This window comes from Halomonas flagellata (assembly GCF_022487945.1).
Lineage (GTDB): Bacteria > Pseudomonadota > Gammaproteobacteria > Pseudomonadales > Halomonadaceae > Halomonas > Halomonas flagellata.
On the sequence record NZ_JAKVPY010000020.1, the window covers coordinates 74,695 to 86,430 of the forward strand.

Annotated in this window: 14 protein-coding genes; 9 read left to right on the plus strand and 5 right to left on the minus strand. The window is 64.5% G+C overall.

All coding sequences use genetic code 11. From position 1 onward, the window contains the following. Nucleotides 1-51: 51 nt before the first annotated feature. From MKP05_RS15890 to MKP05_RS15900, 3 genes are all read right to left on the minus strand, one after another. Nucleotides 52-576, minus strand: a complete 525-nt coding sequence (locus tag MKP05_RS15890) for a helix-turn-helix transcriptional regulator (protein WP_240569216.1) — start codon at nucleotides 574-576, stop codon at nucleotides 52-54. Nucleotides 577-840: 264 nt separating this feature from the next. Further along, entirely contained in the window at nucleotides 841-1,359 is a 519-nt protein-coding gene (locus tag MKP05_RS15895) for a GNAT family N-acetyltransferase (RefSeq protein ID WP_240569217.1), read from the minus strand. 317 nt (nucleotides 1,360-1,676) lie between these two features. Continuing rightward, complete coding sequence (locus MKP05_RS15900) at nucleotides 1,677-2,603, minus strand: DMT family transporter (RefSeq protein WP_240569218.1); 927 nt, start codon at nucleotides 2,601-2,603, stop codon at nucleotides 1,677-1,679. A 78-nt stretch (nucleotides 2,604-2,681) separates the two neighbouring features. Between MKP05_RS15900 and MKP05_RS15905 the strand changes: the two genes are divergently transcribed. Beyond that, entirely contained in the window at nucleotides 2,682-3,602 is a 921-nt protein-coding gene (locus tag MKP05_RS15905) for a LysR family transcriptional regulator (RefSeq protein ID WP_240569219.1), read from the plus strand. A 1-nt stretch (nucleotide 3,603) separates the two neighbouring features. Here MKP05_RS15905 and MKP05_RS15910 read toward each other — a convergent pair whose 3' ends face one another. Then, on the minus strand, nucleotides 3,604-4,383 hold the full coding sequence (locus tag MKP05_RS15910; RefSeq protein WP_240569220.1) for a DUF899 domain-containing protein: 780 nt from the start codon (nucleotides 4,381-4,383) through the stop codon (nucleotides 3,604-3,606). Between the two features lie 353 nt (nucleotides 4,384-4,736). Here MKP05_RS15910 and MKP05_RS15915 point away from each other — a divergent pair, with 353 nt between their 5' ends. Then, nucleotides 4,737-5,036 carry a hypothetical protein gene (locus MKP05_RS15915; RefSeq protein ID WP_240569221.1) on the plus strand — a complete coding sequence of 100 codons (300 nt, stop codon included), beginning with the start codon at nucleotides 4,737-4,739 and terminating at the stop codon, nucleotides 5,034-5,036. Between the two features lie 417 nt (nucleotides 5,037-5,453). Then, on the plus strand, nucleotides 5,454-6,452 hold the full coding sequence (locus tag MKP05_RS15920; RefSeq protein ID WP_240569222.1) for an NADP-dependent oxidoreductase: 999 nt from the start codon (nucleotides 5,454-5,456) through the stop codon (nucleotides 6,450-6,452). 125 nt (nucleotides 6,453-6,577) lie between these two features. Here MKP05_RS15920 and MKP05_RS15925 read toward each other — a convergent pair whose 3' ends face one another. Next, the gene (locus MKP05_RS15925; RefSeq protein ID WP_240569223.1) at nucleotides 6,578-7,192 is read right to left on the minus strand and encodes a LysE family translocator; all 615 of its coding nucleotides are present in this window, start codon (nucleotides 7,190-7,192) and stop codon (nucleotides 6,578-6,580) included. Between the two features lie 612 nt (nucleotides 7,193-7,804). Between MKP05_RS15925 and MKP05_RS15930 the strand changes: the two genes are divergently transcribed. From MKP05_RS15930 to MKP05_RS15955, 6 genes are all read left to right on the plus strand, one after another. Further along, entirely contained in the window at nucleotides 7,805-8,293 is a 489-nt protein-coding gene (locus MKP05_RS15930; RefSeq protein WP_240569224.1) for a PAAR domain-containing protein, read from the plus strand. Then, nucleotides 8,290-8,823 (plus strand): hypothetical protein, encoded by a 534-nt coding sequence (locus tag MKP05_RS15935; protein WP_240569225.1) that lies wholly within the window; start codon nucleotides 8,290-8,292, stop codon nucleotides 8,821-8,823. Before MKP05_RS15930 ends, MKP05_RS15935 begins: the two co-directional genes overlap by 4 nt. Continuing rightward, nucleotides 8,820-9,380 carry a tetratricopeptide repeat protein gene (locus MKP05_RS15940; RefSeq protein WP_240569226.1) on the plus strand — a complete coding sequence of 187 codons (561 nt, stop codon included), beginning with the start codon at nucleotides 8,820-8,822 and terminating at the stop codon, nucleotides 9,378-9,380. Before MKP05_RS15935 ends, MKP05_RS15940 begins: the two co-directional genes overlap by 4 nt. A 58-nt stretch (nucleotides 9,381-9,438) precedes the next feature. After that, complete coding sequence (locus MKP05_RS15945; RefSeq protein ID WP_240569227.1) at nucleotides 9,439-9,804, plus strand: hypothetical protein; 366 nt, start codon at nucleotides 9,439-9,441, stop codon at nucleotides 9,802-9,804. Further along, nucleotides 9,805-9,981, plus strand: a complete 177-nt coding sequence (locus MKP05_RS15950) for a DUF1289 domain-containing protein (RefSeq protein WP_240569228.1) — start codon at nucleotides 9,805-9,807, stop codon at nucleotides 9,979-9,981. A gap of 282 nt (nucleotides 9,982-10,263) precedes the next feature. After that, nucleotides 10,264-11,505 (plus strand): NAD(P)/FAD-dependent oxidoreductase, encoded by a 1,242-nt coding sequence (locus MKP05_RS15955; protein ID WP_240569229.1) that lies wholly within the window; start codon nucleotides 10,264-10,266, stop codon nucleotides 11,503-11,505. Nucleotides 11,506-11,736: the final 231 nt, after the last annotated feature.

Sequence of the window (11,736 nt, forward strand, 5' to 3'; positions counted from 1 at the left end):
TTCAGGAATGAGGGAAGGTCAGGGGCGGCAGGCCAGGCAAGGGAGAAGCGGTCACGAGGCCAGCGCGTCGAAGCGCTGGATCTCCTCTGGCGGCAGACGACGGGTCTCGCGAGCGACGTTGGCCTGCATGCTGACTCGGGCCACCTCACGCAGGGCCTCATCGATAGCCTTGTGCTGGTGGGTACGGAACCACTCCAGCACCTCGGCCAAGTGCCAGAGTGAGGCGCGCCCCTCATGCAGCGGCAACGGAAAGGTCGCCAGGTGTGACTGCAGCAACTTGCGCATATTCTGGCGGCTGAACGCGAACAGCTCCGCGATATCCGTCACACCTACCAGGTCGGGCCCGGCTTCGATCAGGCGCGCCTCTGGTATGGCACGCTTCACATCCGCCATGGCGCTGGTGATCGCCTCATGGGCCGAGGCCGCTTCACGTGAAAACTCCAGAGCCAGACGGCCTTTCTGCCCGAGCCCGACCAGCGCATCGTCACAGCCCGCCTCAAAGAGGCGGGCTTCCAGCGTCTCCATGTCGAGCGCGTCAGGAACGGCAAATTTCAGCGTAAAGTCGTAGTGGGTCATGGTTTGTCGTCCTCCTCAGAGGATGGGCCACCCGTACAGTTGTCGACGACACGGCGTGCTCCACACGCTCACGATACAGAACTCGCCACAGCGGCATTCACCAAGGCAGCCTCGCCTTCCTTCTTGCTATGGCGAGAACGCGTCATCCAAGCTCCTGGCGCCAGCATAGGGTGCATCTTGGCAGGTTGTCAACTGACAACCTTGTGCGCAGTATCATCATGAGGGAATGAGGGTCTGTCCCTGATTTCGGATTAGCGCCGGTGATCAGGCCGTCGCCGCGAAGGCCGGATGGAAGGCCACCCGCGCCTGGGGCCGTTCGTCGGTCCAACAGAGGGCCATGAAGTATTCCGGCGGCACGCCGGGCAGGATGAGCCCCGGCAGAGAGCGGAAGCCGAAGCGCTGGTAGTAGCCGGGGTCACCCAGTAGCACACAGCCCCGGGCGCCACGCTCCCGCAGGCGCGCCAGGCACGCCGCCACCAGCGCCGAGCCGATTCCCCTGCCCTGCCACGCCGGCAGCACCGATACCGGCCCCAGCCCGAACCAGCCCGGTGAGCCGTCCGACAAGGTGACTGGCGACGCCGCCACATGCCCCACCACCTCGCCGTCGCACTCGGCCACCAGCGACACGCTCAGCGCCCCCGCCTCGCGCAGCGCCCGCACGATATGCTGCTCGGTATGGCTGCTATGTGGCGCCTCGCGAAAGGCCGCCACGGTGACGGCCTCGATGGTCTCGGCGTCGTGGGGCGTTTCGAGGCGGATGACGGGATGCGGTGTCGTCGTCACGAGATAGACCTCCTTACCGGCAGGTGTCCCATTCCCTCAGGCCATGAGGGTCTGTCCCTGAAAGACTCCCGATTTCCACTGGCCTAAGCGTAGCCGAACGCCACCCCGCCGCCGCAGGCCGTCCACACTGCTAACAGCAAGCCCTCCCGGGGTGCCCATCTTCCCGGAACCCCACCCCCTGTCGCGTCGGAGACTGCTCGGCGGCCTGCTGGCCCTTGCCGTCGGCGCCATGCTGCCTGTCGCCGCGCGTGCGGGGGTTCGTCGACTGGATCAGCGAGATCTACGAGGAGACGTTCGGGGCGCACCTCGCCTCCGCATCAGGCGTCACGGAAGACTCTTCTGAAGAGGGCCATTCCGGGCCAACGGCCAGGCGCGTGGCCAGTGAGGGTCAGTGCGACACCCACGCCGATCAGCGTCGCCGAGGCGAGGTCTCGAGCGCCCGCCGCCTCGTCCAATGCGACCACGCCGAGGCCCAGGGTCACCAGCGGAATCAGGGCCGGGAGGGTCGCGCCCACGACCGGCCCGAGCAACTCCCGGGAGCGGTTGAAGGCGAAAACCGCGACGACGCTGACGAGCACGCCCTGGAATAGCGCCTGCGCCACGATGTCGGGCATCGGGGCGGCGGGTAGTTGCGTGGGCAGGACCGCGACGTAGACCGGCAGGTAGAGGATGGCGGAGCCCACGGCGACGATGGCGGTGGCGTGCAGGGCCGGGATGCCGGCCCGGCGGACGACCAGCGCGTACCCCGCCCACATCACTCCGGTGAAGATCAGGATCAGATGGCCGACCGACCCCGTCTCCGCCCCTGGCACACCCGCAAAGAAAGACGCACCGACCAGGATCGCCACGACCCCGGCGACCCGTGCGGGGCCGATCCCGTCGCCGCAGAGCCTCCAGCCAAGTAGCATGGAGACGACCGCCATCACCCCGGGATTGAGGGAGCCGGCCGCCGATGCCGGCGCGGTTCCCAGGCCGAGCGAGATGAGCAGGATATACGGCGCCCCGAAGCCGACCACCATGGCCAGGACTCCTCTAGCGCCCAGCCGCTCCAGGGCAAAGCCGCGCCGGCAGATGACCGACACCAGGACCAACGCGGCGACACCGACGCGAAGCGCGGTCAGGTCGTAGGCATTCAGGCTCGTCGTCACGCCGAGCCGCAACATGACCAGCGACCCGGACCAGATGGCGATGGCGGTCGCGGCCCAGACAAGACCGAGCACGCGCGCTTTCGGTAACGGTGACATAGCCACTCCTTTCGGCTTCGTTTCCGATAGGAGCGTAGGCTTTGACCGATGTTGAGAAAAACGATATGTTCTCAGTCAATGAATCAGGAAACCTCAACCAACCGGCCGAGCGGCGATCCGCATCCCGCCACCCGGACGCTCAATCTAGACGCCGCCCGAACCTTCGTTGCGATCTGCGAAACGGGGAGTTTTCGGCGCGCCGCGGCGCGCGTGAACCGCTCGCCCTCGGCGGTCAGTCTGCAGGTCGGCAAGCTGGAAGAGCAGCTCGGCGTCCGGTTGCTGCATCGCGATGCGCGCCGCGTCCGCCTGACCGACCAGGGAGAAGTGCTGCTCGGCTTCGCGCGGCGTCTGGTCGGGATCAGCGACGAGGCGATGGCGGTGTTCCACGGCTCACCGTTGTCCGGGAGCCTGCGTCTCGCCGCTCCCCATGACCTCGGTGTTTCTCTGGTGCCGGGGCTACTCCGGCGGATGGCCGAGACGCATCCCCGGATTCGCGTGGACGTCCGGCTCGATTCCAGTGAAACGGTGCAACGTCTCTTCGCGGAAGGCGATGCCAATCTCGCCCTGTTCAACGAGGCAGGCTCACCGCTGGTCCCGGCGCGGGATCTCTATTCCGAAGAGCTCCGCTGGTTGATGCGGGACGGCGGCCGTGCCGTGGAGCAAGACCCACTGCCGCTTGCCGTGGCCCAGATGGGCTGTGCCTGGCGCGACGCCGCCCTCGGCGCCCTGGAGGGGGTCGGGCGGTCCTATCGGGTTGCCTATTCCAGCGACACCTCGATGGGCCAGGTAGCCGCCCTGCGCGCGGACCTCGCGGTGGCGGCCCTGCCCGGATCGCTAGCCGACCGCGATCTCGTCGAAGTGCCGGAGCATTGGGGCCTGCCACCGTTGGGCCGGACCCACATCTATCTGGCCGACGACGGCAGCGACACGGCCAAGGCGTTCGCCGCGCTGATCAAGCCCGATCTACGCTCTATCGCGCCAACTCCCCCCACCACCTGACTCAGCGCTTATCGTACTCATCGTGGCGGCGCCACCAGACGCCCGCTGTCTCATTGCGCCCCCTGGGCGCGCGGTCGAGCCACTGGTACATGCCCCACAGGCCGTCCAGTCCGCGCGCATAGGTGGAATAGGTGTGATAGATGACGCCGTCCTCGAGCGCGAACGCGCTCATGCCCGGCCTATCGCGCTGGAACGTGGCCGAGTCGGTTCCACACATGGCGGCGAACTGGTCCTCCGCCCCCTCGCTGCCTTCCTGGCCCGCGCGCCACTCAATCACCACCGGCTCGCGCTGGTAGTTGTATTCGATGCTCCCCTCACGCTGCTGCTGCTCGGAGAACCACACATTGAAGTCGCCGTTGAAGTCGCTGCCATGCGAGGACGCCCAGGGAAAGGTCCAGCCCAATCGCCGTTTGTATGCCTGCAACTTTTCGAGTGGCGCCCGCGACACCGCCCACAGCATCACATCGTGGTTGGCCAGGTGAACCGCAAAGCCGTTGAAGCCATCGGCGATCGATGAGCAGGAGGGACAGCCCGCCTCGTAGTCGGGTCCGAACATGAAATGGTAAACGAGGAGCTGCGAACGCCCTTGGAAGAGATCCGCCAGCGAGGCACTCCCTTCATCGGTCTCGAACCGGTATTTCTTGTCGACCCGCACCCACGGCAGCTCCTGCCGCCACCGCGCCAGTTCGTCGCTGCGCCGCGTGAGATCCTTCTCGGCCTCGAGCAGTTCAAGTCGTGCGGCCAGCCACTCTTCGCGTGTTCCGGTCTTGTGTGTCGTCATCGTCTTGCCCTCCCTTCGTCAGATATCGAGGTCATGGGACAAACGTAGTGCCGGATGACCGAACGGTGGGAGTAACAAGTGTGACGGGATTCCGATGGGCTTACCGATCACTGCAGAAAGTCGGCGCACTGGCCAAGAACTGGCAACGCCTGATCGGCAATAACGGAAGCCATCGGGATGCCGAGGGTGTGTCAGCGCACCGACACCGATCGCAGGCAACGCTATCTTGAACCTACCCCGCTTCTCGATGACTCCATGGCGAGGTTCGGGCGGCGATATCCGCCATCCACAGGAGCAGGGTTCATGAACAAGCACCAAGCCGACGGTAAAAGGAATGAGGAGTACCAGACGAAATGAAGTACAACCCGATGGACATGATGGTCGCATGGATGAAGGTCGCATCTTCCTACAACATGATGATGCTTTCTGCCGCTGAGGTGATCGCCCGTCGCACCATGATGATGGCCAGCGGCGCCATGACCGCCCCCGAAGCCATGGGCATGGTGATGGAGAAGGCGACGATTTACGCCACAGCGTCCGAGCGAGCAGCAGTGGCGGCGGCCAATGGTGCCGACCCCGCGCGAATCACCGCAGCGGCGCTGAAGCCATACAGCACCAAGACGCAATCCAACGTCCGCAAGCTGCGCAGCTGAACGGCGCCACCTCTTCCCGCGGCGATCGCGGCCGAGGAGGCCCTGCAAGGCAATACCGCCACCCGGAGTGATCCGCAAGTGGCGGTTTTTAAACTATTATCCTGTCCAAGTATCAGAATGCGAACCTACCGCCCTTGCCTCTCGCAAGAGCGAAACTGCAAGCACTACTGCCCCTGATTACCACAACCAAGCCAGGTGTTGCCCTGGTCATCGATGGGGAAAATCACCCCCCCCCTAGGGTGATCAAGCTCATCCGCTGATCCATACGGCCACCTACCAGCCTGTGCCCTATCAATAGCAACACCATAGCGGGCAGACGAGATTCAGTGCCACAGGATCAGCAACAATGAGGACCTGTCCTTCTTTTCTCCGCTGCCCTAAACTGGCGTGTTCATCGTCTTATGAAGGAGAAACACCATGCAGTCACGCTACTTCTCCATCCACGACTTTCCCCAGGGCACGCCGCACCGAGAGCTGTTCGAGCTGCACGAGACCGAGCTTCCCGCCCTGGCCGAGGGCGAGGTGCGCATCCGCAACACCTGGCTGTCGGTGGACCCCTACATGCGCGGGCGCATGAGCGGGGTGAAGACCTACGTCGACCCCTTCGTCATCGACGAACCGCTGGAAGGCGCCGCGGTGGGCGAGGTGATCGAGTCCCGCGACTCCCGCCTGGCCGTGGGCGACAAGGTGCGGCACATGGCCGGCTGGCGAGACATCGCCCAGCTGCCGGGTGACCAGGTGGAGCCGCTGCCAAGCATCGAGGTACCCGAACAGGCCTACCTAGGCGTGCTCGGCATGCCTGGCATGACCGCCTGGACCGGGCTGAACCGGATCGCCGAGATGCGCGACGGCGACAACGTGCTGGTCAGCGCTGCCAGCGGCGCGGTGGGCTCGCTGGCCGTTCAACTGGCCAAGGCCCGGGGTGGCACCGTGGTGGGCATCGCCGGGGCACCCGAGAAACTCGAGTGGCTGGAATCCCACGGCATCAAGGCGGTGAGCTACCGCGATCGTGATACCCGACAGCTCACCGAAGCACTCACTGCCACCTGCCCCGAAGGCTTCGATGTCTACTACGAGAACGTCGGCGGCGTCTGCCTGGAAGCGGCCCTCAACACCCTGCGTACCGGCGGCCGTATCGCCGTGTGCGGGATGATCGCCCACTACAACGCCGAGGAGCCGGCACCGGGGCCGAGCAACCTCGCGATGCTGCTGATCCGGCGCCTGCGCATGCAGGGCTTCATCATCTTCGATCACTGGGCCGACTATCCGCGCTTCCTGGAAGAGGTCGGCCCGCGGGTCGCCCGGGGCGAGATCGACTACACGGAAACCGTCGAAGAGGGGCTGGAGCGCACGCCGGACGCCTTCCTTGCGCTGTTCGAAGGCGCCAATACCGGCAAGATGCTGGTACGGCTGTAACCGCGTCCCTCAATGAGCCGGCGCTGCGATCGTACTGTCTGATGCAGACCTCATGGGGTGATGGCCACTCCTTCAAGGCATCCAGTGCCGAGGGCACCTAAGCGGCTATCTCTCGTCCATGCCCCTCAGGGTCGACGCATGGCGGCGATCAGGGCGCTGGCCCCGATCAGGCTGCCGGCTCCGGTGCGGTGCAGGATACGGCGAAGCCGGGCACTCAGCAGCTGGCCGCCGGTGGTGGCCAGGAAGGTGTAGGCGAGATCGCTGAGCACGCCGATGACCAGGAAGGTTGAGAACAGGATGGCCAACTGCGGCAACAGGGGCTGGTGCGGCGTCACGAACTGGGGCATGAAGGCCATGAAGAAGGCCAGGCTCTTGGGATTCAGCGCGGTGACGAGAAACGCCTTGGCCGTGCCGAGCCGGATGTCCGTGCCCGAAGGCTGCAGATCGCCCAGTCGGCCGGCCTCGCGCCACATCCTGATGCCCAGGTAGAGCAGATAGGCGGCCCCGACCCACTTCAGTACCTGGAACAGTTCGGCGGAGCTCATCAGGAGCGCGCCTACCCCGGCGAACGACAGGGTCATGGCCAGCAGGTCACCCACGAAGAAGCCCGGCAACATGGCCAGGGCGGCCCGCCGCCCACGGTTGACCCCGGTGGCGACCAGCAGGGCCACGGCAGGACCGGGGGAAACGATGATCAACAGCGAGGCCAGGCAGAAGGAGAGCCAGAGTTCCAATGGCATAACGCGTTCCTCATGCGACGTTCAGTGGGCCGTGTCCGTGACGATCGGCAAATGAACATGATCATGAAGGATCACTGCCGCCACAGAGAAAAGCAACACGGCCATCAGGCCGTTGAAGCGGATGAGCCGGCGCGGGGTGGTGATCCGTCGGCCGGGCCCCCGATGGTGCGTTCACGTCGAACCACCGTGGATGGCATTGAGGCTCTCGGAATCGGGGCCGTTCCTGAGGCATCCCCAGAAATATTTCTGGCATTATCAATATGTTGGGCTTGGATGGATGGCAGGCTGCCAGCGCTGCCGGTCCCTATGGGGTCAGACCCCGGCGGCGTCGAATCCGCTCGCAAGGCGCACCATGATGGGCTTCGTGACTTGGTTGGGGTCTGACCCCATAGGGGCGGCCTCGGCGCCTTTTTCGGCGCACAAGCGATCAACGTCGAGAAAAATGTAGGAATTCGCCAGGGGCCGTCCCTCAGGTCCTGCGCCTGCGATCGCACCAGTGTGGGCAATCGCTTACATACGCGTAGGAGATGTGTGGCGATCGCTCCAACGGGTGGCACGGCCATAGACAAAGCTCATAAACTCGCCACATCGCGATGGAGCAAGGAATCTCCCATGGATCTAGCGAAGATCGGCGACAAGGTGGCCTGCTCCTGCAAGGGCGGGCCGCATCGCATCGTTTCCGGTGCGTCCATGGCCCAGGTGGATGGCATTCCCATCGCCCGGGTCGGCGACAAGAGCTCCTGCGGTGCCACCATCACCGCCGGGGTGGCCTGGTATGCCGTGGAGGGCTCGCCTGCGGCCATACATGGCAGCGCCACTTCCTGCGGCGGTCAGGTCATTACCGGCTGCAGCACCGAGGTCGGCTCGCCTCGTGCGGCGGCTGCCAGCCTGCTCACCGAGATGCCCAAGCGCTACAACGAGCGCTTTCGCCTCGTCGACGCCACCGGCAAGCCCGTCGCCGGCATGGAGTATCTCATCGTGCGGCAGGGTGGCGAGCAGATCCGCGGCGTCAGCGACGCCCAGGGCCTGACACGCCTGGTGCCCGACCACGACAAGCCCGAGAACCTCCAGGTCTACATCAAGGGGAGCCAGCCGGCATGAGCGAAGCACCTACCCGCCCCACTGCAGACGGCTACACGCTGCTCGGCGACTTTCTCTCCACGCTGACCACCGAAACCGAGCCGAAGGACATCGAAGTACCTGCGCTGAAGTATCGCGAGTTCTCCGAGCCCTTCTACAAGGTCAGGCCCGATTACCTGCTCGTGGAAGGGGTAGGCGTTCACGCCTCCTATAACCTGCGCGGGCATGTGACACTACGCGGCGATACGTTGAGCGTTAGCGCCATGGGCAGAACCGCTGCCAGCCGGCTCGGTTCCGTCGATTGGTTCGTTTCGGCCGCACTGCGCGATGGTATGCAGGAAATCGCCAAGCAGGATCTCGCCAGGGGAGGCGTTGCCGCCTGGCCAGAAGATGACTTCGAGCCCATCGGCCATGTTACCTTCACCCTGCCCATGCCGCCCCGCCGCCTGACGCTACAACTCATTGGCGGCTACTTCTTCTCCAGTGGCTCGGGGCACCTGACTTCCGGCACGTCAGAAATCGGCTTCGAGATCGAGGTAGAAGCGCAGTGAAGAAAATCCTGTTCATCTCGATCGCCGCCCTGCTGCTCACTGCCTGCTCACCGGTCAACGGCGAGCCACCGGCGCATTACCTGGAGCGTGCCGGCGCCGCCCTCGTCGAAGCACGCGGCGATACGCAGCAGCTCGAAGAAGTGCTCACGATCTACGAGGAAGGACTGGAACGACACCCCAACGATCCCGCGTTGCTCAACAGCCGTGCACAGCTCCTCGCCAGCCTCGGCCGGTATGAGGAAGCCAAGGACGACCTGGATGAGCTGCAGGAAGGGGAACTGCACAAGGAAGGAATGCTGCTGCGCTGCATGGTGCACGAGCGCCTGGAAGGAGCCACGGCAGAAGCCCTGGCCTGTTACGAGGAAGTGGAGAACGCCTACGCCAGCGAGGCGAGTGCCCCCCCGGATGCCAATCACATCCTGGCGGCCCGCCTGGCCGAATCGCCCGAGGCCGAAGCGCTATTGCTGGAGTGGCAAGCCAGCGAAAACGCTGACCCGATGTTGGGGGAAATGCTGAAGATGGAGCGGGAGGAGATGATTCGGCAGTTTTTACCGTAAGCTGCACGACCTATGGTGCCGAGCGCTACCGTGGCAGGCAGAACAGTTTGGAGAGTGAATGATTGCCAAGAAAGAACGCGGCAAGATGGAGCGACGATTGACCGCTTCACTGACCCACGCCTGCGAGCATGCCAAGCCTCTGCTGCCCGGCTTTAGCTGGCTGACACACGAGGTCGACTACCAGCGCTTTCCCGAGAGCCTGGTGGTCACCTGGGTGTTCGATACCCACCCCAACCTGGCGAATGCCCTGAAGGGCGATGCCCGACGCCACATTGATGACCTGACCGCCGAGGCATTGGCCGAGGCCGGCCTCGATGTCGGCGACATCTCGCGGCATCTCGATTTCGACAGCGAAGAAGCGTGCCAGCGGGAACACGGCGGCGACTGGCAGCGTCGGCTACGCAGCAAGCCAACGAGGCATTGAATGGCGAAGAAGATCGAAAGCCCCTGTGTCTCCGTTTGCCAACTGTCAGGAGGCCTGTGCACCGGCTGCGGCCGCACGGTGGAAGAGATACGCCACTGGAAAGCCATGAAGCGGCCGGAGAAGATGAAAACGGTGAAGCGCGCCGAAGAGCGCATGAAGAAGATCCCGTGTGATTGAATCCACTTAGCGAAGGCGCGCCGTCGGGGCGAAGACCTCGGCAAGCGGGTGCGCCGACTACGTACCGAGCAGGCACTGGACAACCCCAGGAGTACGGATCGGCAATTATTCTATCTCTCCTTCATTTTTCCGAACAATAATTCTGCCTTTTGAGCTTACTATAGAACCATCATCTTAATTATCAGCGCATATCCGATTTTCTGGGAAGCGTTGCTAAACTCCTTGCTTGACAGGCTCTGCCCCGCGGCGGAGCTTTCTGTATCCATCGGCAGGGAGACCTTCATGACCCGCAATATCATCGTTCTTGGTGCCGGCATGGTCGGCGTTTCAGTGGCCTGGCATCTAGTGCGTCGCGGTCATGACGTCACGCTGGTGGACCGCCGCGAGCCGGGGCTCGAGACCTCCTTCGGCAATGCCGGCATCATCCAGCGCGAGGCGGTGCGCCCCTACGCTTTCCCCCGTGATGTCGGCACCCTGCTGCGGGTGCTGCCTAACCGCAAGGTGGATATCCGCTACCGCCCCACCGGCATGATGAACGCGGCGGGCCCGCTGCTGAACTACTGGCTGAACTCGAGCGGTAAGCGCTACGAGCGCATAGTAAACGAGTGGGCGTCACTGATCATGCGCTGCCAGGATGCCCACGCGCCGATGATCGAGGCCGCCGGCGCCGAGGCGCTGGTGCGCAAGGGCGGCTGGCTGGAGCTTTACCGCACCCGCAAGGAGTTCGAGGAGCGCCAGGAAATGGCCAGGGAGAACCACGAGCGCTTCGGGGTCGAGTATGAGGTGCTTGACGCCGAGGCGCTCTACGCCAAGGAGCCGTATCTGGGCAAGGGGCTGATCGGGGCGATCCACTGGACGCAGCCCTGGATGGTCTCGGACCCGGGCGGCTTGGTGCAGGCCTACGCCCGCAGCTTTGTGGAACAGGGCGGCCGCGTGATGCAGGCCAGCGTCGAGGACGTGCTCCAGGTAGAGGGCGGCTGGCGAGTCAAGACCAGCGAGGGGGCCCTGGAGGCAGATGAGGTGGTGGTGGCCCTGGGGCCCTGGGCCGGAGAACAGCTGGCGAGGCTGGGCACGAAAGTGCCGCTGTTCGTGAAGCGCGGCTACCACATGCACTACTCCGCGGAAGAGGGAGCCAAGCTCAACCACTGGGTGATGGATGCCGAAAAGGGCTTCCTGCTCGAGCCGATGCGCGCCGGGATTCGCCTGACCACCGGCGCCGAGCTTGCCGACCTGGACTCGCCGCCCCAGTACAAGCAGTTGGCCGCCGCCGAGAAGGTGGCACGCAAGCTGTTCCCGCTGGGCAAGCGTCGCGACGGCCAGCCCTGGAAAGGGGCCCGGCCCTGCCTGCCCGACATGAAGCCGGTGATCGGCCCGGCCCCCGACAAGGCGGGGCTGTGGCTCGCCTTCGGCCACGGCCACCAGGGCTTTACCCTGGGCCCGGCTACCGGTGAGCTGCTTGCCCAGATGATGGATGGCGAAGAACCCGCGGTGGACATGGCCCCGTTCCGCGTCGACCGCTTCTGAGTGTGAAGTAATACGAAAGCGGGCGCCCTTGAGGCGCCCGTTTTATGAAGCTTCAGTACTGATTGGACTGGTGTTCGATAGCCGAGGCACTCCGGGGGCGTCAGCCCCTGATATTCACCGGGCAGCCCTGGAAATGAAGATGGCGGTTGGTATCCTACTGATAAATCAGAGAGTTCCTGGCAGAACCTGATTCAGGAGGACCAACCGCCATGGGTGAAACCCTAACGACCT

What these genes read in the sequence shown, in the direction of transcription:
- MKP05_RS15890 (WP_240569216.1), bottom strand. Translation starts at nt 576, where the DNA reads ATGACCCACTACGACTTTACGCTGAAATTTGCCGTTCCTGACGCGCTC.
- MKP05_RS15900 (WP_240569218.1), bottom strand. Translation starts at nt 2,603, where the DNA reads ATGTCACCGTTACCGAAAGCGCGCGTGCTCGGTCTTGTCTGGGCCGCG.
- MKP05_RS15905 (WP_240569219.1), top strand. Translation starts at nt 2,682, where the DNA reads ATGAATCAGGAAACCTCAACCAACCGGCCGAGCGGCGATCCGCATCCC.
- MKP05_RS15910 (WP_240569220.1), bottom strand. Translation starts at nt 4,383, where the DNA reads ATGACGACACACAAGACCGGAACACGCGAAGAGTGGCTGGCCGCACGA.
- MKP05_RS15915 (WP_240569221.1), top strand. Translation starts at nt 4,737, where the DNA reads ATGAAGTACAACCCGATGGACATGATGGTCGCATGGATGAAGGTCGCA.
- MKP05_RS15920 (WP_240569222.1), top strand. Translation starts at nt 5,454, where the DNA reads ATGCAGTCACGCTACTTCTCCATCCACGACTTTCCCCAGGGCACGCCG.
- MKP05_RS15925 (WP_240569223.1), bottom strand. Translation starts at nt 7,192, where the DNA reads ATGCCATTGGAACTCTGGCTCTCCTTCTGCCTGGCCTCGCTGTTGATC.
- MKP05_RS15930 (WP_240569224.1), top strand. Translation starts at nt 7,805, where the DNA reads ATGGATCTAGCGAAGATCGGCGACAAGGTGGCCTGCTCCTGCAAGGGC.
- MKP05_RS15935 (WP_240569225.1), top strand. Translation starts at nt 8,290, where the DNA reads ATGAGCGAAGCACCTACCCGCCCCACTGCAGACGGCTACACGCTGCTC.
- MKP05_RS15945 (WP_240569227.1), top strand. Translation starts at nt 9,439, where the DNA reads ATGATTGCCAAGAAAGAACGCGGCAAGATGGAGCGACGATTGACCGCT.
- MKP05_RS15950 (WP_240569228.1), top strand. Translation starts at nt 9,805, where the DNA reads ATGGCGAAGAAGATCGAAAGCCCCTGTGTCTCCGTTTGCCAACTGTCA.
- MKP05_RS15955 (WP_240569229.1), top strand. Translation starts at nt 10,264, where the DNA reads ATGACCCGCAATATCATCGTTCTTGGTGCCGGCATGGTCGGCGTTTCA.